Source organism: Streptomyces longisporus (assembly GCF_039532765.1).
Classification (GTDB): domain Bacteria; phylum Actinomycetota; class Actinomycetes; order Streptomycetales; family Streptomycetaceae; genus Streptomyces; species Streptomyces longisporus.
Genome location: NZ_BAAASG010000012.1, coordinates 300,568 through 325,243 on the forward strand (window position 1 = coordinate 300,568; position 24,676 = coordinate 325,243).

The following is a 24,676-nucleotide window of genomic DNA, read 5'->3' on the forward strand; positions in this document are numbered from 1 at the left end:
CCACGAGTCGAGGCCGGCCGCATCGCTGCTGTCGTGTGCTACGCCTGACCGTAGGGACGGCCGCAGTCCGAGTCACACTGCGCGAGGTTCCTGCCGTCCACCGTCCACAGGTCATCGAAGACCATGAACCCAGCCGCCTTCATGGCACGCGCCGAGGTGATGACCTTCTCCGGGTCGCGAGGCCCTCCGCCCGGCTTCGGGTTGTGGTGCAGGAAGCGGCCCGCGTACCGGTCGCACAGCCTCGCGTACTCCCGCGTGTGCAGGATGAGCGCGTGCAGGCCGAGGTCCACGTCGTCCGACGGGACCATGGGAACGGTTGCCGTGGCCGCGGTGACCAGGAAGGCGACCGCCTGGTCCGCGATCCGTTCGGCGCGCTGGCGCGACTGCCCGTTGTGGACGACCACGAAGTGGGTGAGGCTCTCGAACAGCTCCTCACCAGCCACCGCGCGACCGGTCTTCTGATCGTTCGCCGTTGCCGTCATGCGAGTACTCCTTGTGTGTGACGGTGCGTGGGTTGGATGGCCGACCCCGGACGGGAAAGGGGGAGCCGGGGAGTTGGCACCCGTCCGGGGCGACCCGTCTACTGGCCCATGGCGAGAGCCATACCGATGACCAGGCCGCACGAGCCGCTGACCATGATCACGAACAGGACACCTGCGTACCGGGCGAAAGCGCGCATCACAGCCCATCCCGACTGTTGCCGTTCCTGATGGCCAGGCGGGCGCTCAGTTCCTCCCGTGGACTCGGCGCCACCACGTTGTCCGGCATGGCCTCCCATTCCGTGCCGCCACCGATCGGCCTCATCTGCACCCGACCGCCGACCTCACCCATGACGACGCCGATCCGGTCTCGGGCGCTGTCCTTCGCCAGTTCACCGATGCCTGGTCTGGTCTGCTGGTTGCTCGCCATGCAATGAGCATCGCGATCCGGAGACCCGTGCCAAAAGGTCAGGCTGATTACCCAACTTGGGTAACATCGCGGCAAGTAGAGAACCAGCGACGTTGCGTAGCCCTCGCAGTGTGGGAGCTTGCCGATGCCCGATGCAGACCGGCCGCAGGAGCTGCCAGCCCGGCTGCTCACCGATCCCGAGATGATCGACGCATGCCGAGTGCGGGACTTCGCCAGAGTCTTCCGGCTGGTGAAGACCAAGGCGGGCATCTACCCATCCATGATCGCCAGACGGTGTGAGCTGACTCCCAGCCGTGTGGGTGAAGTCATCGCTGGACAACGCCAGTTGCTGCATATGGACGTCATCGAGCGCATTGCGGATGGCCTGCGCATCCCAGGACACATGCTTGGGCTTGCCCGTCGGGTGTGGGAGACACCTCAAGCCCTCGTGGTCACCGAGCGAGAGGCCCCCCAGGAGCCTGAGCCTGAGCCGCAGACTCCTGCCGCTCTACCTGGCCCTGATGTGGACAGCATCCTGGCCCTGGCCACGCGAACCAGCCTGAACGCGGCCACGCTTGAAGCCTTCCGCTCCTCCATCGAGGACTACTGGCGACGAGACGACCAGCACGGAGGCGAGGCGCTGCGGCCGGCCATCGTCGGACAACTCCGCCACGTCGTTGGGCTCTTGAAGGAAAACCGACCGCCGTCCATCCAGAACGGCCTGTACGGAATCGCAGCCGAGCTGGCACGCCTCACCGGCTGGACCTACTTCGACGCCCGCCAGTACAACCAGGCCCGCGCTTACTTCACCGAGGCCCTGCAACTGGCCAAAGAGATCGACGACCGCCAGTTCATGGCCAACGTCCTTGCGTGCATGAGCTTGCAGGGCACGTACCAGGACAAGCCCGCTGACTCACTGGCCTTCGTGACTGCCGCCCAGGACCAGGCCCGCTCGGCTGCCGACACCACCCCACGGGTCCTGTCCATGCTGTCGATGCGCGAAGCCTTCGCTCACGCCACGCTCGGCAACCGGGACTCCACCCACCAGGCCATCGGGGAAGCGCACCGCCACTTCGAGCGGATTCGGGCGAGCGACCCGGACCCGTCCTGGGTGGCGTACTTCGACGAAACGAAGCTGATCGTGGACACGGGGATCGCTCACGGTCGGCTGGGCGAAGCGGCCACCGCCGAACCCCTGATCGCAGATGCGTTGCGGCGCGAGGCCCGCAGTAACCAGCGCGGTCGGGCGTTTCACTCATTCTGGCTTGCCCGCACGCAGCTGGATCAGGGCAAGCTGGACCAGGCGTGCGACACCGCCACGCAAGCACTGGAACCGGCGTCGGCGGTGGCCTCCGAGCGTGTGTCAGGTCATCTCAGGGAGTTCTACGACCAGTTGGCCCCGCACAGGCAGGAGCCCGTAGCCCTGGCCTTCGAGGCGCGGCTACGGGCACTCCTCCCGCCGGTCAGCGGATCGCTTCGTCCATAAGCAGGTAGAGCAGGCCGACGAGCGAGCCGCTGCTCACCACCTCTCGGCGGTCGATCATGCCCCGTACCTCAGAGAGGGGAACCCACTCGATGCGGTCGGACTCGTTCTTCTCCGTGGGCGGTCCGGCGTACGTAGCGCCGTCGATCCGGAAGACGTGGTGCTGTGAGTCGGTGATCCCGTTGGCCGGCTCAGCGTAGATCAGAGGCTTGATGGGACCAGGACGCCAGCCTGTTTCTTCAAGAACTTCGCGGGCCGCAGCCTCTTCCGGCGTCTCGCCTTCTTCGACCAGGCCCATGGGCAACTCCCAGGCCCACGAGTCGGTGATGAAGCGATGCCGCCACATCATCAAGACCTCTTTGCGGTCGTTGACCACGGCAGCCACGGCCAGGTGTCGAAGGCGAACGACGTGGTACTCCCACCTACGTCCGTCAGGCTGCTGGACGTCGACCAGACACAGATTCACCCACTTGTTCGTGTAGATCTGGCGCTCACCGTGGGTCTTCCACTCCATACCTGCGGCCCCTCTCGATCGGTCTCCAGGATCTCAGACCGACGCAGCCACGAACACAGGTTGAGGGTCTTTTCACGTCAGCCTGACGAGATGCCCTACGGTACCGCTGGAGGGAGCGAACGCACGCAGACGCCGACGACCGCGGTGGTTTCATGATCACGATGTCAGGTCGTCAGGGCTGATGCACTGAAGGGCGTACGGTTCGTGCATGCGCTTGCTGGAGGATCGATAGGCTCCAGACAAGAACGCCGCCGCGCTGTCTCTTACGGAGACGGTTGGGAGAATGTTGTGGCTGATCCCTCGATCGAGATGACGACCTCAGGCCGCTGCTTGGTCGCGAGGGTCAGCGGCGAAATGGACTACCTGACCGATCCAGTGTTCCGTGCGGGGTTCAAAGAGCTGATCGCCCAGGGCAAACGCTTCATCGTGCTGGATCTGGCGGGGGTGTCGTTCTGTGACTCGGCCGGGCTGAACGCGCTACTCGGAGCACGGCGGCAGGCGGACGCTGTCGGAGCGGTGCTCGTGCTGGCGTGCGTGCCTGACGCGCTGCGGCGGATCCTTGAAATGACCGGAGCGGATCACGTCCTGAGGGTCTTTGACACCGTCACTGAAGCAGAAGCGTTCATGGGCGGCTGAGAGATCCTGATGCCGGAGCCGACCTAGGTGAGGCTCACCGTTGGCCGTCAGGTTCCGCGTCGGCGGGGGTAGCGGTGGCGACGCGGTCATGGCGAACGAGCAGGGCCAGCAGGCCCGCGACGCTCGCCCCACCGTCGGCGGGATGACGCAGCACCGTGTCGGGAGAAACCCGGTAGAGGTTGGAACGGCCCTGGCGGACATGGGTCAGGTAGCCGCCCTCTTCGAGGTCAGCGATGATCCGCTGGACCGCCCGCTCGGTCAGCCGGCAGCGCGCGGCGATGTCCCGGATGCGGGTGGCCTCGTCCTCGGCGACGGCGGCCAGCACCCGCGCGTGATTGGTCAGAAACGTCCAGCCCGCATAGGGCTCCGCGACTCCATCCATACCCACAGAGTAGGGCGGACGTTTCACGCTTTCAAAAACACGACTTGCGTTTCAGGTATCTGTTGCCGGGAAGGCGGGAGGTGACGACGCTGGAAGAAGCACGAAAGGGAAAAAGCACGAAAGGACGGACGCTCGGGAGCCACCATGTCCGAACAGACAGCGGCCCTGCCAGGCGATCAGGAGCTGTGCAACGACTGCGGCGCCGAACGGCGTCCCGTCTCGTACATTCCCCCACTGTCGTTGACCATCCATGCCGACGTGCACGGCCGACACACTCTGGTCACCGCGTCGGGTGAGATCGACTTCGACAGCAGCCCCGCGTTGGGACAGGTGCTGCAGGACGCACTCGATCAGTCAGCCGATGGTGTGGACGTCGACCTCGCCGAAATCGGATTCTGTGACTGCTCCGGACTCAATGTCCTTCTGCGCCTGCGCCACCGTGCCCGCGAGGCTGCCAAAACCCTCACCGTCCGGATCTCCAGCCCGGCTGTACTGCACCTGCTCAAACTGACTGGCACCCTCGACGTGCTCACCACGACGGACATCGCGCACGCCGCCGACGTGGGAGACATCGACGGCATCAAGACGGAAAACGATCAGCTGCGACGCGCCATGCAGACCCGCCCCGCCATCGACATCGCTCGCGGCATCCTTATGGCCTCCTACACCATCAGTGCCGAGCAGGCATGGAGCGTCCTGGTGAGCGCCTCGCAGAACAGCAACACCAAACTCCACCTGCTCGCCGAAACACTCATGAACACCGTGCGCGGCGAGAACCTGCCTGAGCCGCTCGCCAGTCACCTGGCGCAGGCTCTGAAAGAACACGGCAGCCCGCCCCTCTGACGGCGGAGGGGCCAACGAGAACAGGAGCCTCCTGGGCGGTCTTGCGTGAGGGTGATGCCGTCCCTGCTTGGTGCGTGTCCATGCCGGCGCACGCGTTGCCCGGTGCGGGGACCCGTGTTGATCGTGAGCGGCGGCAGGCATGGCTGGAAGAAGGGTCAGTGGACCCTGTGTGGACCATGCTCCCCGCTACGACCTTGCGCCCGGTACGCTGTACCCGCTCCGCCCCTGGTGGGCGGCAGCGGGGTGGGTTGCCCGAGCGGCCTAAGGGAACGGTCTTGAAAACCGTCGTGGCGCGAGTCACCGTGGGTTCAAATCCCACACCCACCGCTGGTTGTCGAGCCTTGGTGCCGGAACGCTTCCGGCACCAAGGCCCTCTTGCTTGACGTGGCAACAACACGCTTCCGCATCGCGGCCCTTGGCCTCCTGCCGATGTCCTTCCTCGCCGCATGCACGTCGGGGCCCGGCGGCGGACCGGTTCACGGGAGTTCGGCCTCCCCGAGCCGAACCACCACGACCGCGGCACAGCAGGAGGAGAAGCTGGGTGCCGAAGCCCGGTCGGCCCTGCAAGCCACCGCGACCGGCTCGACGGTGGCCTCCGGTCTGGAGCGCGTGTCGGACGGACTGCACACTGATCCGGGCCTTTCCGCCGGCACCGCATACCGCCTGACCGTGGTCTGTGCAGGCACCGGAACCGTCGCCATCGAGTTCGCACCGGCGGGCGCGGCGGTGAGGAAGCCGTTTTCCTGCGACGGGACGACGGTCCTGGAACGCTTCACCGCGAAGCAGGCGCAGCACGTCGACATCAACGGCGGCCGGGGCGCCACGGGGATGATCGCCTGGCGGATCGAAAGGGTGTGAGCCGGCCGGCCGGTCACAGCTCGCAGTCCCGCGCCAGCCCCTCCCAGTCCACCCCCCGCAGCGAACCCTCCGCATCGCATTCGCACGGCACCCGGGCGGTCGGCTGGAACCAGATGACCGTCAGGGCCGAGTGGTAAAGGACCGGGTCGTGGGACGGGTCCAGTGCCGAGGACCGGAAGGAGCCGACGCAGGCGACGGACGGCAGGACCTCGACGGGGCCGAAGGCGCCCGCGTACTGGTCCGGGTATGCGCGCGGGGGTGGGACGAGGTGCACCGGGGTGGCGGGGGACGTGTGTGCGGCGGTGCTGAGCAGGCCCTCGATCACCATGTCGTTGACCGGCTTGCAGGGGTAGCCGGGGCAGTCCTCGGGCATGCCTCCGTACGTCGACGACAGCCGCAGCGCGGCGAGGTCGACCGAGCGGCCGGAGGAGAGGACCACGCGGGCCAGCGACATGGTCCGCGCTCTCGTGCGGTGGTGCATGGACGTCCTCTGCTCATGTGCTCCAGGTTTCGTCCGGCCTCATGGCCGATGCCCCGTCATCCGCGCCGCGGACGCGATCGTGGCCCGTGCCTCGCGTTCGGAGAGACCGGTGTTGAGCGCCGCGTCCAGTAAGGGGGCGACCAGGGCCGGTCCGATGCCGTTCTCGTATGCGCGGCAGGCGGCCCAGAACAGGCGGGTGTTGCGCTGTCCCTCGTGCGCGGCGAGGACGAACTGGACGAGGCCCTGGCCGTGGTCGCCGGCCGAGGGGTGCGTCGAGGGGTGGACCGGGCGCGGCGGCGGCAGCAGGAGACGCAGGAGGGCCGGCGGGCAGGCGGCGGGCGCGAGATGGGCCGTGCCGGGTGCTGCCGTATAGACGCCGTGGTCGGTGCGGGAGCCGGGGCCGACCAGGTAGCCGCCGGCGCCGCGGATGTCGATGCCGGGGGCGAGCCGGCCGGCGGAGTTGGGGACGGCGGCGTCGGGCGGGCCGCTCAGCCACAGGTGGCGGCCGCCGCTGGGGGTGAGGACGACGACCGTCTCGGGGATCGTGAAGAGGTGGCGCAGGGCGAGTTCGCGCAGGGCCGCCGAGGAGTCCGTACCGGATTTCGTGTCGAGGTCGACGCCGATCAGATGGTGGGGCGGCAGGCCGCAGGCGATGCCGTAGCCGGTCGCCCAGGGGGCCGCGGCGAACAGTTCGCGGATGCGTGCCGGGTCGGTCGAGGCGTCGTACACCCCGTGTCCGAGGCGGCCGCACTCGCCGTGGCAGGGCTGGGGGTCGGGGTCGTCGCGGTGGGGGGAGCGCAGGGCCGGGAGTTTCGTCCGGGACAGGGGGATGACGGCCAGTCCGCGCTCGGCGGCTGACAGGGCGTGTGCGAGGGCCAGCGTCGTGGCCTGCCGGTCGGTGGTGGCCATGCCTCCATGTTCGTACACATGTTCGAAAAAGGGAAGAGGGGCCGGGCTCGACGCGCCGGGGTGCGCAGGTTGGCCGGAAAAGTGCCGGACCGCTGCACCCCTTGCGGCGCTTGGGAGGGAGACGCCCCGACTGTCCCGACCTGGGTGTTGAAAGTGGCGATAGGGGTTTATCGATATGTCGTAGCACTTGAGGAGGAATCGTGCGTTCCGGTGTGGTTCGCCGGGGATTCGGTGGGCAACTCTGATCTTGCGACGTCGTGCACAGCGCCGGGGCGGTCGGCCAACTGCCTTGGTAACAGCCGTACTTCACGTTGGTGTTCTGGAGGAACAACATGGCAAGCATCCGTACCGCCCGCGTCATCGCCGCCGTCTCCGCCCTTCCGCTGGCAGCCGCACTGTTCGCCGGCGTCGCGGCGGCGGACAACGGCGCCCTCGCGGACAACGGATCGAACGCGGGTGTCGCAAGCGCCGTCGGCAGCGGTGTCGGAGACGACAACAACGGCAACTCCTCGACCACACAGCAGAACGCGGTCGGCTCCGGCGCCTCGAACCAGAGCAACACCGCCCAGGTCAAGGGCTCCGCGTTCACGGCCGTCAACCAGGGGAACAGGAACGTGGCCATCAACTTCACCGAACTGTGGTGAGCCAACGCCCCTGACCCGCAAGGTCAGGGTGTGCGCTGGGGTGCAAGGGCGTCTGCGCGGCGGTACTTCGGTGCCGCCGCGCAGGCGTTCTCGCGTGTGGGCCGGCGACCTTGACAGTGGACTGTATCTGACGGACAGTCAGAAACTCTGGCGGGCGACGACGAACCCGCTCGACAGCCGCGGTGTATCAGAGGTGTCGGTGCGACGGGCGATGCAGGAGACGGCGAGGGGGCGACGTTGAGCGAGGACGAGCTGGTAGCACGGCTGAAGGCCTACGAGGGGCGGCGCGCCGCCGTGTCCGGCAGAGGCAGGGATCCCGTCAACGCGCCCATGATCCGGCACTGGTGCGAGGCGATGGGGGACACCAATCCGGCCTATGCGGGCCCCGACGCCATAGCTCCTCCCACCATGCTCCAGGCCTGGACCATGGGCGGCCTCTCCGGCCACGAGGGACGCACGGGGGACTACGACGAGCTGCTCGCCCTGCTCGACGAGGCGGGCTGCACCTCGGTCGTCGCCACCGACTGCGAACAGGAGTACCTGCGGCCGCTGCGTCCCGGGGACGAGATCACTTTCGACACGGTGATCGAGTCGGTGTCCGGGCGGAAGACGACGAAGCTGGGCACGGGGTACTTCGTCACGACGCGGACGGACGTCCGGGTGGGCCACACTCTCGTCGGAACGCACCGCTTCCGCATCCTCAAGTACGCCCCCGCACGCCGGAAGAAGCCCGAGCAGCCCGCCCGGCGTCCGCGGCCCGTCGTCAACCGTGACAACGCCGGCTTCTGGGAAGGAGTCGAGCGCCACCGGCTGCTCATCCAGCGCTGCACCGACTGCGCGACCCTCCGCTTCCCCTGGCTGCCGGGCTGCAACAACTGCGGCGGCCCGGGCTGGGACACGGTCGAGGCGAGCGGCGAGGGCACGGTGTACTCGTACGTCGTCATGCACCACCCGCCCTTCCCGGCCTTCTCCCCTCCCTACGCGGTCGCCCTCGTCGAACTCGCCGAGGGCGTGCGGATGATCAGCGACGTGGTCGGAGTGCCGTACGACAAGGTGCGCATCGGGATGCCCGTGCGGCTCGAATTCCAGATGTACGACGAGGAGTTGGTGCTGCCGGTGTTCCGCGTCCGGGAGGAGGAGGCCGTATGAGGGCCGGTGAGAAGCTGCCGCCACTGGAGATCCCGATCACCCGCACCCTGATCGTGGCCGGAGCCATCGCCTCCCGCGACTACCAGGACGTGCACCACGACGCCGAGCTGGCCCACAAGAAGGGCTCCCCGGACATCTTCATGAACATCCTGACGACGAACGGCCTGGTCGGCCGCTACATCACCGACCACTTCGGCCCGACGGCCGTGCTGCGCACCGTGGCCATACGGCTGGGAGCGCCCAACTACCCGGGGGACACGATGGTGTTGACGGGCACGGTGGAGAAGGTCGTCGAGCAGGCGGGCGGCGAGACGGCGACGGTCCGGGTGGTGGGGGCGAACGGCATCGGCAGTCATGTCACGGGCACGGTGACGGTCACCGTCCCCGCGAAGGCCCCCGGAGGTGCCGGATGAGCGTCCGCGTCCGGGACGGCCTCGGCGGGCGGGCCGCGATCGCCGGCATCGGGGCCACGGAGTTCTCCAAGGACTCGGGGCGCAGTGAGCTGCGGCTTGCGGTGGAGGCGGTACGGGCCGCGCTGGACGACGCCGGGCTGACCCCCAGGGACGTGGACGGACTGGTCACGTTCACGATGGACACCAGCCCGGAGATCACCGTGGCCCAGGCCTGCGGGATCGGCGAACTGTCCTTCTTCTCCCGGATCCACTACGGCGGCGGCGCGGCCTGCGCGACCGTCCAGCAGGCGGCGCTCGCCGTGGCGACGGGCATCGCGGAGGTCGTGGTCTGCTACCGCGCGTTCAACGAGAGGTCGGGCCGCCGCTTCGGCTCCGGGGTGCAGCACCGGGAGCCGTCCGCGGAGGGCGCGGCGCTCGGCTGGTCACTGCCGTTCGGGTTGCTGACCCCGGCGTCCTGGGTGGCGATGACCGCACAGCGGTATCTGCACACCCACGGACTGACCCCGGAGGTGTTCGGGCAGGTCGCGGTCGTCGACCGCAAGTACGCGGCGACGAACCCGGCGGCGTACTTCCACGGCCGCCCGATCACCCTCGCCGATCACGCGGCCTCGCGCTGGATCGTCGAGCCGCTTCGGCTCCTGGACTGCTGCCAGGAGACCGACGGCGGCCAGGCGATCGTCGTCACCTCGGTGGAGCGGGCCCGCGATCTGCCCCATCCACCGGCCGTCATAGCGGCGGCCGCCCAGGGCGCGGGCCGCGCGCAGGAGCAGATGACCAGCTTCTACCGCGACGACCTGACGGGCCTGCCGGAGATGGGCGTGGTCGCCCGGCAGCTGTGGCGCACCTCCGGTCTGACACCGGCCGACATGGACGTGGCGATCCTCTACGACCACTTCACGCCGTTCGTGCTGATGCAGCTGGAGGAGTTCGGGTTCTGCGGGAAAGGGGAGGCGGCGGAGTTCGTGGCCGGGGAGTCGTTGCCGATCAACACGCACGGAGGGCAGCTGGGGGAGGCCTACCTCCATGGGATGAACGGGGTGGCGGAAGGGGTGCGGCAGCTGCGCGGGACGGCCGTGAACCGCATATTGGGGGCGGGACGGGTCCTGGTCACCGCAGGCACCGGCGTGCCCACATCCGGCCTGGTCCTGACCGCGGACGGCTGAGCGGCCGGGTCCGCGGGGCAAAGTCGCCGGGCGGCCCCCAGGGGTCATCCCGCAGTATCCCGGGGCCGCTCGTCCACCTACAGGAGGTGCAGCTACCTCCACCCCTACAACCTGAGGGGGACTCGGCTTCGGGACCTGCGGCCGATGAGCCGGAGGTACCCCCGCTCATAGCGTGGAGCCATGACCACACCCGTCTGCACCAGCGCGTCGACCGCTGCCGAACCGGCGGCGCTGACCCTCCCGTATCCGTCGTTCGCGTCGTACGTGAGGGCCCGGCAGCCGGTGCTGCTGCGTACCGCCCGGTCGCTGACCGCGAACCCGAGCGACGCGGAGGACCTGCTGCAGACCGCGCTCACCAAGACGTATGTCGCCTGGGAGCGGATCGAGGACCACCGTGCGCTCGACGGCTATGTGCGGCGGGCGCTGCTGAACACGCGCACCTCGCAGTGGCGCAAGCGCAGGGTCGACGAGTTCGTGTGCGAGGAGCTGCCCGAGCCGGAGCCCGTGCCCGGGGGGAACGATCCGGCCGAGCAGCAGGCGCTCCACGACGCGATGTGGCGGGCGATCATGAAGCTGCCCGCCCGGCAGCGGGCGATGGTCGTCCTCAGGTATTACGAGGACCTCAGCGAGGTCCAGACGGCCGAGGTGCTGGGCGTGTCGGTGGGTACGGTGAAATCGGCGGTGTCGCGTGCGCTGGGCAAGCTGCGGGAGGATCCTGAGCTGGGGCTTGTGCGGTAATGCGGCTACCTGGTGCTCCGTCGAGGGGTGACCTGGTGGCTATTGGGGGCCGACGTGATGCGATCGATCATCGGCACCTAGTGACATACCGCGCGGTATGTGCGCAGAATCAGCGCAACCCTTACCGCCGCGTAGGCAATGTCGCCACGGGAGGACACCGTGCTGAGCACGATGCAGGACGTACCGCTGCTGATCTCGAGGATCCTGGCCCACGGGTCGACGGTCCACGGGACATCGCAGGTGACCACCTGGACCGGGGAGGGCGAGCCGCACCGCCGCTCCTTCGCCGAGATCGGAGCCCGCGCGGCCCAGCTCGCGCACGCTCTGCGCGAGGAGCTCGCAGTCGCGGACGCCGACCGGGTGGCGACCCTCGCCTGGAACAACGCCGAGCATGTCGAGGCCTACTTCGCGATCCCCTCCATGGGCGCGGTGCTGCACACGCTCAACCTCCGGCTCCCGGCCGAGCAGCTGGTGTGGATCGTCAACCACGCGGCCGACAAGGTCGTCATCGTCAACGGCTCGCTGCTGCCGCTGCTCGCGCCGCTGCTGCCGAAGCTGCCGACGATCGAACACATCGTCGTCACCGGCCCCGGTGACCGCTCCCTCCTTGAGGGCGCCCGCCCTCAGGTGCACGAGTACGAGGAGCTGATCGCGGGCCGGCCGACGACCTACGACTGGCCCCAGCTGGACGAACGCCAGGCCGCCGCCATGTGCTACACCTCCGGCACCACGGGTGACCCCAAGGGTGTGGTGTACAGCCACCGTTCGATCTATCTGCACTCCATGCAGGTCAACATGGCCCAGTCGATGGGCCTGACCGACCAGGACACCTCGCTGGTGGTGGTCCCCCAGTTCCACGTCAACGCCTGGGGCCTGCCGCACGCCACCTTCATGACCGGCGTCAACCTGCTGATGCCGGACCGCTTCCTGCAGCCGGCGCCGCTCGCCGAGATGATCGAGTCCGAGCGCCCGACCCATGCGGCGGCCGTCCCCACCATCTGGCAGGGCCTGCTCGCCGAGCTGACCGCCAAGCCGCGGGACGTCTCCTCCCTCACGCAGGTGACCATCGGCGGCTCGGCCTGTCCGCCCTCCCTCATGGAGGCCTTCGACAAGCTGGGCATGCGGGTCTGTCACGCCTGGGGCATGACCGAGACCTCCCCGCTCGGCACGATCGCCCGCCCGCCGGCCCATGCGGTCGGCACCGCGGAGGAGTTCGCGTACCGCCTGACCCAGGGCCGTTTCCCGGCCGGTGTCGAGGCCCGCCTCAGCGGCCCCGGCGGCGAGCGCCTGCCCTGGGACGGCGAGTCCGCCGGCGAGCTGGAGGTCCGCGGCAACTGGATCGCGGGCGCCTACTACAACGGCCCCGACGCCGAACCCCTGCGCCCCGCCGACAAGTTCAGCGAGGACGGCTGGCTGAAGACGGGGGACGTCGGGACGATCTCCCCCGAGGGCTTCCTCACCCTCACCGACCGCGCCAAGGACGTCATCAAGTCCGGCGGCGAGTGGATCTCCTCCGTCGACCTGGAGAACGCCCTGATGTCCCACCCGGCCGTCGCCGAGGCGGCCGTGGTCGCCGTCCCGGACGAGAAGTGGGGCGAACGCCCGCTGGCCACGGTCGTGCTCAAGGAGGGCGCCACGGCCGACTTCGAGACCCTGCGCGCCTTCCTCGCCGACGAGGGCCACATCGCCAAGTGGCAGCTCCCGGAGCGCTGGACGATCATCGAGGCGGTGCCGAAGACGAGCGTGGGCAAGTTCGACAAGAAGGTGCTGCGCAGGCAGTACGCGGAGGGGGCACTGGACGTGACCAAGCTCTGAGCGGCGGCGGCCTCGCCCCGTATGCCGACCCTCACCGCCGAACCGCAGTAGCCCCCCACCCCAGCACCAGCCACAGCCCCGCCACCGCGCACACCCCGCCCCAGCCCCAGTGGCCGAAGGCGAGGCCGGCGAGGGCTGAGGCGGTGGCGCCGCCGGCGAAGCCTGCTACGACGTAGGCGCTGTTGGCCGTGGCGGGGGCCGAAGTGGTGGTGAGGGCGAGGGTCTGGTTGGCGACGTGGGAGGCGACGAGGGCCGCGTGGACGGCGATCGCGGCGACGAACAGGGCGGCGATCATGTGCCCGCCCAGCCAGAACAGCGGCACGGACACGGCGGCGAGCAGATACGCGGACCGTACGACCTTGGCGGCACCGAAGCGGTCGACCAGCCCGCCGGCCAGGGGCGCCACCGCGCTCGCGGTGAGCCCGAAGAGGCCGAACAGACCGGCGGTCGCGGTGGACAGGCCGTAGGACTCGCCGGTCAGCAGCAGGGCGAGCGAGGTCCACAGGGCGCTCCAGGCGCCGTACATCCCCGCCTGGCGTACGCACGCCCGCCACAGGTCCGGCGAGCGGCGCACGACGGACGGCATGGCGGCGAGGCCCGAGAAGAGCGAGCCCTGGCGGCGGGGCGTTTCCGCGGGGAGGACGCGCGCGGTCGCGAGGCCCAGTACGGCGGTCAGTGCCGCCGCGCCCACGAAGGCCGTCCGCCAGCCGAAGGCCTGACCGACCAGGCCACCGAGCACACGAGCGGCCACGATGCCGGCGAACAGGCCGGAGATGACGGCCGCGACATGCCGGGCGCGGCGGTCGGCGGGGGCGCGTGCGGCGACCAGCGGGACGAGGAGCTGGGGCACCACCGTGGCCGCGGAGGCGACCAGCACGGCGGCCGCGAGCGCGGTCGTCCCGGCGGCCGTGGCGCCGACGACCAGGGCCGCGGCGGTGACCAGGGACAGGACGGCGACCAGCCGGCGCCGGTTCACGCTGTCGCCGAGCGGGGCGAAGAAGAGCAGCCCGGCCGCGTAGCCGAACTGCGCGACCGAGGCGATCCAGGCGACCGCCGAGGGGGTCGAGCCGAAGTCGTGGGCGATGAGGGGGAGCAGGGGCGCCGCGAGATAGATGTTGGCGGCCGTGACGGCGGTGCACAGGGCGATGAGGGGCAGGAGCAGGCGTGATGCGCCCGCCGGCGCCGGAGCGGCGGTCCGGACCGGTTGCGCTGCGGTGGTGGACTGCATAGCGGACGGACTCCTTCGAGTTCCTTCGGGTTCCTTCGGTTCTTCGAGCCAGCTCCAACAACTAACTGGTTGGTTGGAAGGAAGAACACCGTGCACCTCCCGCCGATTCCCTGTCAACCAAATAGTTGGTTACCGGCCTGGGAGCGGTACCCTGCCCCCATGGCAGTCAGAGACCCCGAGGCCACCAGGGCCCGGATCTTCGAGGCGGCGGTCGGCGAGTTCGCCGCCCACGGCATCGCCGGGGCCCGCATCGACCGCATCGCCGCCGCGGCCAAGGCCAACAAGCAGTTGATCTACGCCTACTTCGGCAACAAGGCGGAACTGTTCACCCAGGTCCTGGGCAAGGTCATGCTCGACCTGGCCGCGGCCGTCCCCGTCGATCCGGACGACATCGAGGGCTGGATCGACCGCCTGATGGACTACCACGAGACCCACCCCGAGGTGCTGCGCCTGCTCTTCTGGGAGGGCCTGGAGTACGGCACCACCGACCTGCCGGACGAGGCCGAACGCCAGGAGCACTACCGCCGCAAGGTGGCGACCCTGGAGGACGGCCAGGCCCGCGGCGTCATCACGGACGCCATCCCGCCCCGCGACCTGCTCCTGCTGCTGACCGCACTGGCCAACTGGGCCGTCGTCGTCCCGCAGATGCGCCGCATCCTCGCGGGCACCGACGACACCGACCGCGACCGCCTGCGCACCTCGATCAAGGAGGCGGCACGCAGGCTCGTCGCGAAGTGACCCTCTTCGAGGGCTAGTTGGTCCCGATCCGCGACAGCAGATCGACGATCCGGCTCTGCACCTCGCTGCTGGTGGACCGCTCGGCGAGGAACAGGACGGTCTCGCCGGAGGCCAGCCGCGGCAGGTCGGCCTGGTCGACGGCGGCGGTGTAGACGACGAGCGGGGTGCGGTTGAGCTGCCCGTTCGCCCGCAGCCAGTCGATGATCCCGGCCTGGCGCCGGTGCACCTGCATCAGGTCCATCACCACCAGGTTGGGCCGCAGCTGTCCCGCCAGTGTCACCGCGTCCGCATCGCTCGCGGCCCGCGCCACCTGCATCCCGCGCCGCTCCAGCGTCGCGGTCAGCGCCAGCGCGATCTCCGCATGCTCCTCGATCAGCAGCACCCGCGGCGGATGCTGCTCGCTGTCCCGCGGCGCGAGCGCCTTCAGGAGTACGGCGGGGTCGGCGCCGTACGCCGCCTCGCGCGTCGCCTGCCCGAGCCCCGCGGTCACCATGATCGGCACCTCGGACGCCACCGCCGCCTGTCGCAGCGACTGCAGCGCGGTCCGCGTGATCGGCCCGGTCAGCGGATCCACGAACAGCGCGGCGGGGAAGGCGGCGATCTGCGCGTCGACCTCCTCGCGCGACTGCACGATCACCGGTCGGTAGCCGCGGTCGCTCAGCGCCTGCTGGGTCGTCACGTCCGGCGCGGGCCACACCAGCAGCCGCCGTGGGTTGTCCAGCGGCTCCGGCGGAAGCTCGTCGTCCATCGGCACCGGGCGCGGCGTGTCCGCGATCTCCACGGCCCCACCGGGGCCGTCCAACGGCTCCGGCCCCTCGGCCGCGTTCTCGTCCGGCGCCCCTATGGCATAGGACCGCCCGGTGCCCTCGGTCATCTGCGCCAGCCGCGACTGCCCGGCCAGTGAGGGCTGGGGCTGCGCCGGTGCGGGCGCCTGTTCGGCCGCCGGGTGCGGACGGGCCGCCTGTTCCGGGGCCGCGCCGGCGGGCTCGGTCCGGTTGCCCAGCTTGCGACGCCGTCCTGAACCGCTCGGGTTGTGCGGCGCGGGCGTGGCCGACGGCTGCTGCACCTGTGCGGCCTGCCGCGTGAACGGCACCCCCTGGCCCAGGGTCCGCACGCTGATCGCCTGGCCCTGCGTGGAGTTCGGGTCGACGGGGGCGGCCGCTTCGGCGGGGAGCGGCTGGGCGGGGCGTGCCGGTGCCGCGGGGGCCGGCGGGGGCAGCGGAGTACCGGGGGCCGGGGTGGACTGACCGGGGGCCGCCTCAACGGGCGCCGCGGGAAGCGGCTGAGCGGCGGCGGCCGGTGCGGTCTGGCCGGTGCCGTTCTGCGCGGCGGCCGCCTGAGCGGGAACGGGCGCGGCCTGCTGCACCGGCACCCCCTGCCCTGCGGTCTGCCCGCCGGCCTCCTGCACCCCGGGCTGCGCCACGGCACGGCGACGGCGGCCCGTCGGCGCGCTCGTGGGGTGCGGCTGCGGCGGAGTGTGATCGCCGGACTGGTCGTGCGGAACGGCATCGTGACGACCGTCGTCGACCAGAGACTCACCGGAAGCATCCTGGCCGCCTTGCACGGGGACCTGCGGCTGCCCGGGGACCTGCGGCTGTCCGGGAATCTGCGGCTGCCCGGCAACCTGCGGCTGTCCGGGAATCTGCGGCTGAACAGGAACCTGCGGCTGCCCCGGGATCTGCGGCTGCCCGGTGGCCTGCGGCTGAACAGGAACCGGAACCGGCGCCTGCCCCTGCGCGGGTACGGCTGCCTGTCCAGGCACCGGCGCCTGCCCCTGCGCGCCCACGGCGGGAACCCGGTCCGCCTCCGCCGGCGGCAGGGCGAACACCGAACGCGGGGCCGCCTCCTGCGCGGCGGCGCGGTCGTTCGCGGCGGCCAGGGCCCGACGGCGGCGCCCGGTCGGCTCGGCGTTCTCGGCGTTCTGCACGGCCAGCGCCTGCTCGGCGTGGACCGGCTGCTCGGCCGACGTGGTGCCCGCGGGCAGCGCCGCGGGCAGGGCGGGCTGCTCGCCGCCGTCACGTCGCGCACGCCGGCCGCCGGGCGCGGGCACGCCCTGCGGCGGAACCGTCCCGCCCAGCCCCGTACCGACGGCCGCGGTCCCGGCGCCGTGCTCGCCGGCCATGACGACGGCACCCTCGGAGACGCCGTCACCGGCGTCGGCCGGCCGCCCGCGCCGCCGCCCGGTACCGCTGGAGAGCTCCAGCGCTCCCGCGGCGGCCGCCGACTCCTCCACCGCACGCCTGCGACGCCGCCCGGTGGGCACACCGCCCTCCGCGTCACCGGCATCCGTCGGGTCACCGGCCTCCGCCGGCCCCTCGCTCTCCAGGAACGCGTCGACGGAGGACCGACGGCCACGCCGCCGCCCGCCACCGGAGGTCTGGTCGGAAACGCCACCCTCGTCGGACTCGGCACCCGAAACCTCGACCGGGCCGTCAGCCGCAACGGCCCCGGCCCCGCCCCCGATGGGTACCTCCAGCACATACGCGCTGCCGCTCATCCCGGGCACTTCGTGCGTCTGCAGCACACCGCCATGAGCCCGCACGATCCCGCGCACGATCGGCTCGTGCACCGGGTCTCCCCCGGCATACGGCCCGCGCACCTCGATCCGTACGACCTCACCGCGCTGTGCGGCGGCCACGACGACCGTGTTGTCCATGTAACCGCCCGCCGACACGGGCGCGTTGCCGGTCGCGTCGACGCCGGCGACGTCCGCGACCAGATGGGCGAGCGCGCTCGCGAGGCGCTGCGGGTCGACCTCGGCCTCGATGGGCGGCGCGTGCACGGCGAACTGCACCCGGCCGGGTCCGATCAGCTCGACGGCCCCGTCGACACCGGCGGCGACCACCGCGTCGAGCATGACCTTCGTACGGGTGATCTGCTCGCTCCCGGCGTCGAGCAGCTGATAGCCGAGGACGTTGTCGATGAGCGTGGTGATCCGCGAGTAACCGGCCGACAGGTGGTGCAGCACCTGATTGGCCTCCGGCCACAGCTGCCCGGCGTCGTCGGCGGCGAGGGCGGCCAGCTCGCGCCGCAGCTCGTCCAGCGGTCCGCGCAGCGACCGGCCCAGCAGGGTCAGCAGCTGCTCGTGCCGCCCGGCAAGGGCCTCGTAGCGGTCCTTCTCCCGCTCGCCGAGTGCGGCATACCGCTCCTCGCCGGCGGCGAGTTCCTCGTCGTGCTGCTCCTGCAGCTCCTCGATCTCGGTGACGTGCTTCTGGCGCAGTGCGGTGAGCTCGGAGGCGTGCTCCTCCTCGATCCGCTCCAGCTCCTCGGCGTGCCGCTTCTCGACGGCGGCCTTCTCCTCGGCGAGCGCGTCGTACGGCCGCCGGTCGGCGAAGGTCATCACGGCACCGACGAGCTGGTCCCCGTCGCGCACCGGAGCGGTGGTCAGATCGACGGAGACCTTGTCCCCGCCCTTGGAGAACAGCACCTGCCCGCGCACCCGGTGCTTGCGCCCGGAACGCAGGGTGTCGGCGAGCGGGGACTCCTCGTACGGGAAGGGGGAACCGTCGGCCCGCGAGTGCAGCACGAGGGCGTGCAGCTCCTTGCCGCCGAGATCACTGGCCCGATAACCCAGTATCTGAGCGGCGGCCGGATTGACGAGCACGATCCGCCCGTCGGTGTCGGTCCCCACCACACCCTCGGACGCGGCCCGCAGGATCATCTCGGTCTGCCGCTGCGAACGCGCCAGCTCGGCCTCGGTGTCCACGGTCCCGGTCAGGTCGCGCACGACGAGCATCAGCAGCTCGTCGCCGCTGTAGCCGTAACCGTCGTAGGCCTGCTGTCCGTTCTCGAGGTTGGCGCTGGTGACCTCGACGGGGAACTCGACCCCGTCGGTGCGCCGCGCGATCATCCGGGTCGGCTTGGTCCGCCCGGCGGGGTCCATGTGATCGGGCCGCCGCATGGACCCCGGGATCAGCTTGGAGTCGAACTGCGGCAGCAGATCGAGGAGCCCCCGACCCACCAGCGCGGTCCCGGGCGCTTCAAAGGCCTCGAGCGCGATCGTGTTCGCGTTGACGACGGTCCCATTGGCGTTGACCAGCACCAACGCATCGGGAAGCGCGTCGAGTATGGCTGCGAGGCGAGCAGCGCCTCGGGATGGCCTGCTGCTCACGAGACGCTTCCTCCCTGTTACCGCACCTTGCCGACCGCTCGGGCCATCTTGCCAACCGGCCCGCGACGTGTCACGCGAGGGAGTCTAAGGGCAGTGGTTGCGCTCGCGACGCCGGATGAGAGGGAGGTCGCACGACGAGTTGAAGTAGAACGTGTGCCCGCATCCTCTGGCCTGCGCAGGGCTTCGCGAGACCTTCGCCGGACCCTTACGCAGTTCTGGGTTTCCCCCGAAAAAACCCTGTGCGAGTCCCTGCGTCCCTACGGTTGCCCCTGGGGCCGCAGATCGGGCAGCAACGGCAGGAGCCGGTCCCAGCGGCCGATCTGACATCCGTCGGTACGGTCGTACGACGCGTCGACGGGCCGCCCGGCCCACCTCCCGGTGACATGCGCGGTGGCGGGCCCGCCGTACTGCATGGTGCAGACGCTGTCCTCGGGCACGGGCGCGAAGGTGTCCCTGCCCCACCGGGCGACACGATCGAGCGTCTCGCACGCACCGCTGACATCGGGATGGTCGCCGCTTCCGGGATGGCAGTACAGCTCGAACGTGCCGTCCATCCCGTCGCCCGCGTGCCGGACGGTGACGGTGAGGTGGTCGCCGGCCCGGTCCTCGTCCTGCACGGGCGGCGGTGCGAGGGCGGGGCGGCCGACGTCGGCGTGGGCGACGGCGGGCACGACGGAGGCGGCGGCGGTGGCGGCGACGACGAGAATCCGAGCGAACATGCCCTGACTAACGCCCCACCGTCCCGGTCGGCACGGACACCTCGGCACGGACCCTCGGCACGGACCGGAAGTGCTTTGCTCTGCGGCCTGCCTGCCTAGTACCGTGGGAGTCGATTGGTGACACCACGCTCGACTGTGTCATCATCTGCACGCACCACTCGCGCTCGCGCGGGCGGCTGTACTGGAGGCGTCGCCTAGTCCGGTCTATGGCGCCGCACTGCTAATGCGGTTTGGGCCTTAAAGCCCATCGAGGGTTCAAATCCCTCCGCCTCCGCGCATGATCACCGAAGCCCCGGTCCGAGCGACCGGGGCTTCGTCGTTCCCAGAACTGCTGAAGAGGCGTTTCCGCAGGTCACAAGGGGTGCGGCAAACGGATTTCACATGGCGGCGGCAGTCATGTAATGTTCTTCCTGTCGCCGCGAGCGGGCCGAAAGGACCAGGACCGGCGAGAAAACAAAACAAGCACTCGTAGCTTAACGGATAGAGCATCTGACTACGGATCAGAAGGTTGCAGGTTCGAATCCTGCCGAGTGCACACAGGTGAGAGGCCCCGGAGAGATCCGGGGCCTCTTGCGTTTCGGGGGCGTACGGCAGTGGAGATCGCGGCCGGCGGATGACGAGGGAGGCCTGGCGCGAGGACCGGGACTCGTCTGTGTCCGGAACGCGATGACGTGTCTTTCCGTCCTGAAGTGTGGGACTGTCCGGCACAACGTCAAAAGGCAGGGCGGACAACGGCCATGGACCGATTCCGTACGGCCGCATGGGTGGCGCTGTCGTTCCTGCTGCCTCTCCTGGCTGCCGGACCGGCTTCGGCCTCGGTCCCGCAGCCCACGGCATCGCTCACGTACGGAAGCGTCACGTCGGTGCGGCCCGGCGACACGCTGAGCGTCGACGCCGAGCAGGGCGAGGCGCGGTACGGCGACACCATGCGCTCGTCCGTGTTCCTCGCGACAGGCAAGCTGCGCATGATGGATCCGCTGCTGACGACCACCGTCACCATCGCCTGCGGGGCCGGGCCGGGCACCTATCCGGTCCTGCGGCGCGGCGCCGGGGACGTGGGTCCCGAGGAGCATCCGTTCCGCTGGGCGCGGGTGCGCGTCGAGCCGGCCGACGAGGCCGCGCGCCGGGGCTGCTGCGACAAGGTGAAGAAGCTGCCCCGGCGCGACCCGGAGGAGCGCTGGGCTCCGGACACCACCTGGCCCCAGTCGGAGTGGGACGTGCGGACCTTCCGGGCCGGCCACCGCATCACGATCACCGACAACGACGACGAGGGATCGGACGGGGACATCAGTCTCACCTCCCCCGCCTTCACCGGCCGCCCCGTCCTGCGCGGCGCCAAGGCCGTCCTGACCGCCACCGCCACCCTCACGTGCGACGCCGCGCCCGGCCTCTACGTCGTCCACCGGCACGAGGTCGGCCAGACCGGCCCCGACAAGCCATGGGCCCGGCTGCGCCTCGTGGGCGCCGGCCGGGGAGAGGCCTGCTCCACGGAGCAGGCGGCTGCGCATTCTTTCGGGTCGTCACGCCTTGGCGGGGCGGCCCGGGCCGTGGGCGGCGCGCTCCTCGCCGTGGCGGCGGGGGCTCTGTTCCTGCGGGCCAGGTCCCGCCGTGGGGACTCCGCTTGAAACGCCACGCGGTATCTGGAGCCGGCTTCTGGTCGGCGGTCTTCTGTGTGCGGCCCCAGGGCACTTTCAGGGGGCGGTGGCCCGTGGGCGGAGACAGCGCTCGGCGCCCGGAGCTGTGCTCCGGGCGCCGAGACCCAAGTCGGTCAGCTATGTGACGCGATCAGTGGCCACCTATTCGCAGGTACTGGAACCGACGTGGTTGTTCTGGCCGCCCGCGTTGCCCTCGCCGTTGAGCGCATTGCCCAGCAGACCGTTGAGCAGCCCGACCTGGCCGAGGATGTCGACGTTCAGGTCGTGGGACCTGCACCCGCCGCCTTCATGCATGAGGTTCGCGGGCTGGGCGGTGGCGGTGCCGGTGCCTATGAGGGTGAAGCTACCGAGGATGGCGGCCGCGACAGCGGCCTTGTGAAGCTTGCGCATGACTCCTCCTTGGGTCGAATGGAGCGCACCATCAAAGATCCACTAAGCGCTCATTTGGGAGGCTAATCCGATATGTCTCGCCGCGCTCTTCGGGGCTGGCATAAGGGGTCAATCGCGCGCAACCGGGCGAACCGGGCATCGTTGCTCCGGTCATGTGGCAGGCCCGAATCCCGTTGACCTCACAGGCATTTGAGGCCCCGAAGGATTCCAGGGCCTCGTGTTCTTCAGGATCTGACACTGACACAGATGGGCGGACACGTCTGGACGAGTTCAAGCGGCATCCGGGTCCAGGCGGCGAGCAGCGGGCGAGGTCGTTCTCGTGGAGGTGCTGGTCGTGAGCGGCTTCTCGCCGGCCTCGGCTGGTTGCGGCTTCGGCCCCCGTACGGTGTCCGCTTCCCGCCGCGCCAGGCCGTTGTCAGTGCCCCCTCTTACTCTCGTGAGCGATGGCACAGTCATGGAGATGCACGGGACTGCGGTGGTCGGGGGACGGCCCCGTGCTGGTGTGGGACGGCGGCCGGGTGAGCCCGCTGCCGTGGGGGAAACGGGTGGCCTTCGGGGTCACGGACGGGGGTGTGCGGACATGTGTGGGCGCGCGTGGACATGCGTGTCCGGTACGGGCGGTCGTGCCGGGGCGGAGCGCGGGGGCGCGGTGCCAGGAGTGTGCGCGGCTGGACCGGGCGCACTCGGTGGCCGCCGACACGATCGCGGACGACCCGCGGCCGTACCACGTGTATCTGGCGTGGTTCGGGCCCGGCATGGTCAAGGTCGGGATCACTGCCGAGGAGCGGGGCTCCGCACGGCTGCTTGAGCAGGGCGCGGTGTGCTTCAGCTGGCTGGGGCTGGGGCCGCTGATGGCGGCGCGGCGCACCGAGGAGTTGCTGCGGGCCGCGCTCCAGGTGCCGGACCGGATTCCGTACGCCGAGAAGCGGGCGGTGCGGTCCGGGTTGCCGGTGGCGGAGGCGGAGCGGGCGGCCGAGGTCGAGGAGCTGCACGGGCGGGCGCTCGCACTCGACGGCTGGCCGGAGTCACTCGCCCGTGAGCCCTGCCAACCGGTCGATCACGCCGAGGTGTTCGGGCTCGCCGACCTGCCGGCCGCCGTCGGCGAGGTGACCGAGCTCGTCGCGGGCGGGGCGGTGAGTGGGCGGTTGGTCGCGGCGGCCGGGCCGGATCTGCATCTGGTGACCGGGCGTGGCGTCGTTGTGCTGGATACGCGGCTGATGCGGGGGTGGGATCTGCTTCCTGTCGAGGGACCTGTAGGAGGGGACGAACTCACCCTGCCGATGAAGGAGTTCAAGCGCGGACCCAGTGCGCAGGACGGCTTGTTCTGAGTTGTCGGTCGAACCGGGACGGGCCGGCTCGGCCGCGGGGTCGTTGAATCAGGCTACTTTCAAAGCCGCTGGCCAGGAGCGGCAACCAACGTTTCAACCAATCAACATAAGCAATGAACTGTGCGCGTCAGGAAGGCAGAGGGAATCTGTGCGCGTAAGGAAGGCAGAGGAGGAAATGACAGGCATAAAGCCCTCCTCCTCTGCCTGCCCCTATCTCACGCGGGGATAGGTGTCATGCACACTGGTTGCCGACGCCGTCGCAGTCGCCGTCGTCTCCGCCGTGCCGATAGGCGATCGGGCTGGAGTGGACCGTTGTGGCCTTTGTGGCGGTGTGAAGGACTGACGGCGCGGCCATCGCGGATCCGGCCGTGGCAGCGAGAGCGAAGCCAAGGGCGGCACCGATCGCGAGTATTCGTGACATGGATATCTCCAGGCGTGTGTGTTTGGGGTGTTGCCTTCTTGTCCATCACTCTGCATACTCCTGCGGCAGGTTTCATCTCGGGCGCAGCCAATCGTGTGACCCCCGCGGAACCGTCCCGCCATGAACTGAATTCGAGGAGACCGGTGATCCGCCCCGAGAGAATCTCTCCCCCATTGTTCGCCCGTCAGATCTCCACGCGGGCGCTATGGGGCGGGCGCAGTTACGGATTCGCGAGGGCGTATGTCTGAGGCCGAGGATGTGCGGCGGTTCTGGCAGCGGCTCGGGCTGCCCGGGCTGGTCGATGTGCACACCCACTTCATGCCCGAGCGGGTGCTGCGCAAGGTCTGGGGTTACTTCGACTCCCTGGGGCCGCTGACCGGCGGCGTCGAATGGCCCATCACATACCGGCAGGAGGAGGCGGAACGAGTCGCGCTGGTCAGGGAGTTCGGCGTGCGTCGCTTCACCGCCATGCTCTACCCGCACAAGCCCGGCATGGCGCAGTGGCTCAACAGCTGGGCGGCGGACTTCGCAGGCCGTACCCCCGACTGTCTGCACACCTCAACGCTCTTCCCGGAGGCGGGCGTTGAGGCCTACGTCCAGGAAGCCCTCGAGGCGGGGGCGCGGGTCTTCAAGGCGCATGTGCAGGTGGGGGCGTACGACCCGGCGAGTGAACTCCTCGATTCTGCTTGGGGTTTGCTGGCCGAGGCCGGGGTCCCGGTGGTGATGCACTGCGGGTCGGGGCCCGCGCCCGGCAAGCACACCGGGCCGGAGCCGGTCGGGCGGGTGCTGGCCCGGCATCCCCGGCTGCGGCTGGTCGTCGCGCACATGGGGATGCCGGAGTACGAGGACTTCCTCGACCTCGCCGAGCGGTACCGGGAGGTGCGGCTGGACACGACGATGGCGTTCACGGACTTCAGCGAGAGACTCGCGCCGTTCCCGCGGCGGGCGCTGGCACGGCTCGGCGATCTCGGCGACCGGATCCTGCTGGGCAGCGACTTTCCCAACATCCCCTATCCGTACGTCCATCAACTGCATGCGCTGGAGCGCCTGGGGTTGGGCGACGAGTGGCTGCGGGCCGTCTGCCATGACAACGGGGCGCGGTTGTTCGGCTTGTGAGAGCCCACAGGCAGGTGCGGCAGGGCAGGAGCTTCCCAGGGGTTGCCTGAGAGG

Annotated in this window: 24 protein-coding genes and 3 tRNA genes; 17 read left to right on the top strand and 10 right to left on the bottom strand. The window is 70.0% G+C overall.

Going from position 1 to position 24,676, the window contains the following annotated elements; all coding sequences use genetic code 11:
* Positions 1 to 38 precede the first annotated feature (38 nt).
* Together ABD355_RS27055 and ABD355_RS27060 are read right to left on the bottom strand one after the other, a co-directional pair.
* Positions 39 to 482, bottom strand: a complete 444-nt coding sequence (locus ABD355_RS27055; protein ID WP_344403284.1) for a glycine-rich domain-containing protein — start codon at positions 480 to 482, stop codon at positions 39 to 41.
* A 196-nt stretch (positions 483 to 678) separates the two neighbouring features.
* Positions 679 to 909, bottom strand: a complete 231-nt coding sequence (locus ABD355_RS27060; RefSeq protein ID WP_344403285.1) for a hypothetical protein — start codon at positions 907 to 909, stop codon at positions 679 to 681.
* A gap of 124 nt (positions 910 to 1,033) precedes the next feature.
* Between ABD355_RS27060 and ABD355_RS27065 the strand changes: the two genes are divergently transcribed.
* Positions 1,034 to 2,374 (top strand): NsdA family TPR-like regulatory protein, encoded by a 1,341-nt coding sequence (locus tag ABD355_RS27065; RefSeq protein WP_344403287.1) that lies wholly within the window; start codon positions 1,034 to 1,036, stop codon positions 2,372 to 2,374.
* On the opposite strand, the gene ABD355_RS27070 is transcribed toward ABD355_RS27065, so the two are convergent.
* Positions 2,352 to 2,885, bottom strand: coding sequence for an NUDIX hydrolase (locus ABD355_RS27070; protein ID WP_344403288.1), 534 nt, complete (start codon positions 2,883 to 2,885; stop codon positions 2,352 to 2,354). The genes ABD355_RS27065 and ABD355_RS27070 overlap by 23 nt on opposite strands.
* A 309-nt stretch (positions 2,886 to 3,194) precedes the next feature.
* On the opposite strand from ABD355_RS27070, the gene ABD355_RS27075 reads away from it, so the two are divergent.
* On the top strand, positions 3,195 to 3,521 hold the full coding sequence (locus ABD355_RS27075) for an STAS domain-containing protein (RefSeq protein WP_344403474.1): 327 nt from the start codon (positions 3,195 to 3,197) through the stop codon (positions 3,519 to 3,521).
* 34 nt (positions 3,522 to 3,555) lie between these two features.
* On the opposite strand, the gene ABD355_RS27080 is transcribed toward ABD355_RS27075, so the two are convergent.
* Entirely contained in the window at positions 3,556 to 3,903 is a 348-nt protein-coding gene (locus tag ABD355_RS27080; RefSeq protein ID WP_344403289.1) for a helix-turn-helix transcriptional regulator, read from the bottom strand.
* Between the two features lie 144 nt (positions 3,904 to 4,047).
* Here ABD355_RS27080 and ABD355_RS27085 point away from each other — a divergent pair, with 144 nt between their 5' ends.
* The 3 genes from ABD355_RS27085 (at position 4,048) to ABD355_RS27095 (ending at position 5,604) form a co-directional block, all read left to right on the top strand.
* Positions 4,048 to 4,746, top strand: a complete 699-nt coding sequence (locus ABD355_RS27085) for an anti-sigma factor antagonist (RefSeq protein ID WP_344403290.1) — start codon at positions 4,048 to 4,050, stop codon at positions 4,744 to 4,746.
* A gap of 242 nt (positions 4,747 to 4,988) precedes the next feature.
* Positions 4,989 to 5,073: transfer RNA gene (locus ABD355_RS27090), tRNA-Ser, on the top strand.
* Between the two features lie 57 nt (positions 5,074 to 5,130).
* Entirely contained in the window at positions 5,131 to 5,604 is a 474-nt protein-coding gene (locus ABD355_RS27095) for a hypothetical protein (protein WP_344403291.1), read from the top strand.
* Between the two features lie 13 nt (positions 5,605 to 5,617).
* Here the strand turns inward: ABD355_RS27095 and ABD355_RS27100 are convergent, their stop codons facing one another.
* Together ABD355_RS27100 and ABD355_RS27105 are read right to left on the bottom strand one after the other, a co-directional pair.
* Positions 5,618 to 6,085: a hypothetical protein gene (locus tag ABD355_RS27100; protein ID WP_344403292.1), complete on the bottom strand. Its 468-nt coding sequence runs from the start codon at positions 6,083 to 6,085 to the stop codon at positions 5,618 to 5,620.
* A gap of 39 nt (positions 6,086 to 6,124) precedes the next feature.
* Entirely contained in the window at positions 6,125 to 6,994 is an 870-nt protein-coding gene (locus ABD355_RS27105; RefSeq protein ID WP_030938707.1) for a bifunctional DNA primase/polymerase, read from the bottom strand.
* Positions 6,995 to 7,326: 332 nt separating this feature from the next.
* Here ABD355_RS27105 and ABD355_RS27110 point away from each other — a divergent pair, with 332 nt between their 5' ends.
* The 6 genes from ABD355_RS27110 to ABD355_RS27135 all read left to right on the top strand — a co-directional run bounded on the left by ABD355_RS27110 (position 7,327) and on the right by ABD355_RS27135 (position 12,916).
* Positions 7,327 to 7,638 carry a hypothetical protein gene (locus ABD355_RS27110; RefSeq protein WP_344403293.1) on the top strand — a complete coding sequence of 104 codons (312 nt, stop codon included), beginning with the start codon at positions 7,327 to 7,329 and terminating at the stop codon, positions 7,636 to 7,638.
* A gap of 237 nt (positions 7,639 to 7,875) precedes the next feature.
* Complete coding sequence (locus tag ABD355_RS27115) at positions 7,876 to 8,787, top strand: bifunctional MaoC family dehydratase N-terminal/OB-fold nucleic acid binding domain-containing protein (protein ID WP_344403294.1); 912 nt, start codon at positions 7,876 to 7,878, stop codon at positions 8,785 to 8,787.
* On the top strand, positions 8,784 to 9,200 hold the full coding sequence (locus ABD355_RS27120) for a MaoC family dehydratase (protein WP_344403295.1): 417 nt from the start codon (positions 8,784 to 8,786) through the stop codon (positions 9,198 to 9,200). The genes ABD355_RS27115 and ABD355_RS27120 overlap by 4 nt, the downstream gene beginning before the upstream one ends.
* Complete coding sequence (locus tag ABD355_RS27125) at positions 9,197 to 10,363, top strand: lipid-transfer protein (protein ID WP_344403296.1); 1,167 nt, start codon at positions 9,197 to 9,199, stop codon at positions 10,361 to 10,363. The genes ABD355_RS27120 and ABD355_RS27125 overlap by 4 nt, the downstream gene beginning before the upstream one ends.
* Positions 10,364 to 10,543: 180 nt before the next feature.
* A complete protein-coding gene (locus tag ABD355_RS27130; protein ID WP_344403298.1) occupies positions 10,544 to 11,101 on the top strand; it encodes a SigE family RNA polymerase sigma factor in 558 nt (185 codons plus the stop codon).
* Between the two features lie 138 nt (positions 11,102 to 11,239).
* On the top strand, positions 11,240 to 12,916 hold the full coding sequence (locus ABD355_RS27135) for a long-chain fatty acid--CoA ligase (protein ID WP_344403299.1): 1,677 nt from the start codon (positions 11,240 to 11,242) through the stop codon (positions 12,914 to 12,916).
* Between the two features lie 31 nt (positions 12,917 to 12,947).
* Here the strand turns inward: ABD355_RS27135 and ABD355_RS27140 are convergent, their stop codons facing one another.
* Positions 12,948 to 14,144: an MFS transporter gene (locus tag ABD355_RS27140; RefSeq protein WP_344403301.1), complete on the bottom strand. Its 1,197-nt coding sequence runs from the start codon at positions 14,142 to 14,144 to the stop codon at positions 12,948 to 12,950.
* 159 nt (positions 14,145 to 14,303) lie between these two features.
* Here ABD355_RS27140 and ABD355_RS27145 point away from each other — a divergent pair, with 159 nt between their 5' ends.
* Positions 14,304 to 14,882: a TetR/AcrR family transcriptional regulator gene (locus tag ABD355_RS27145; RefSeq protein ID WP_344403302.1), complete on the top strand. Its 579-nt coding sequence runs from the start codon at positions 14,304 to 14,306 to the stop codon at positions 14,880 to 14,882.
* Positions 14,883 to 14,895: 13 nt separating this feature from the next.
* Here ABD355_RS27145 and ABD355_RS27150 read toward each other — a convergent pair whose 3' ends face one another.
* Together ABD355_RS27150 and ABD355_RS27155 are read right to left on the bottom strand one after the other, a co-directional pair.
* Complete coding sequence (locus ABD355_RS27150; RefSeq protein WP_344403303.1) at positions 14,896 to 18,993, bottom strand: PAS domain-containing protein; 4,098 nt, start codon at positions 18,991 to 18,993, stop codon at positions 14,896 to 14,898.
* Between the two features lie 257 nt (positions 18,994 to 19,250).
* A complete protein-coding gene (locus tag ABD355_RS27155) occupies positions 19,251 to 19,712 on the bottom strand; it encodes an SSI family serine proteinase inhibitor (RefSeq protein WP_344403304.1) in 462 nt (153 codons plus the stop codon).
* A gap of 183 nt (positions 19,713 to 19,895) precedes the next feature.
* On the opposite strand from ABD355_RS27155, the gene ABD355_RS27160 reads away from it, so the two are divergent.
* From ABD355_RS27160 to ABD355_RS27170, 3 genes are all read left to right on the top strand, one after another.
* Positions 19,896 to 19,986 (top strand) — tRNA-Ser (locus ABD355_RS27160).
* 188 nt (positions 19,987 to 20,174) lie between these two features.
* Positions 20,175 to 20,247: transfer RNA gene (locus ABD355_RS27165), tRNA-Arg, on the top strand.
* Positions 20,248 to 20,449: 202 nt separating this feature from the next.
* Complete coding sequence (locus tag ABD355_RS27170) at positions 20,450 to 21,337, top strand: hypothetical protein (RefSeq protein WP_344403305.1); 888 nt, start codon at positions 20,450 to 20,452, stop codon at positions 21,335 to 21,337.
* A gap of 171 nt (positions 21,338 to 21,508) precedes the next feature.
* On the opposite strand, the gene ABD355_RS27175 is transcribed toward ABD355_RS27170, so the two are convergent.
* Positions 21,509 to 21,757, bottom strand: coding sequence for a hypothetical protein (locus ABD355_RS27175; protein WP_344403306.1), 249 nt, complete (start codon positions 21,755 to 21,757; stop codon positions 21,509 to 21,511).
* A 443-nt stretch (positions 21,758 to 22,200) separates the two neighbouring features.
* Here ABD355_RS27175 and ABD355_RS27180 point away from each other — a divergent pair, with 443 nt between their 5' ends.
* Together ABD355_RS27180 and ABD355_RS27185 are read left to right on the top strand one after the other, a co-directional pair.
* Positions 22,201 to 23,085: a DUF2797 domain-containing protein gene (locus ABD355_RS27180; RefSeq protein ID WP_344403307.1), complete on the top strand. Its 885-nt coding sequence runs from the start codon at positions 22,201 to 22,203 to the stop codon at positions 23,083 to 23,085.
* A 661-nt stretch (positions 23,086 to 23,746) separates the two neighbouring features.
* Positions 23,747 to 24,622, top strand: a complete 876-nt coding sequence (locus ABD355_RS27185) for an amidohydrolase family protein (protein ID WP_344403308.1) — start codon at positions 23,747 to 23,749, stop codon at positions 24,620 to 24,622.
* Positions 24,623 to 24,676: the final 54 nt, after the last annotated feature.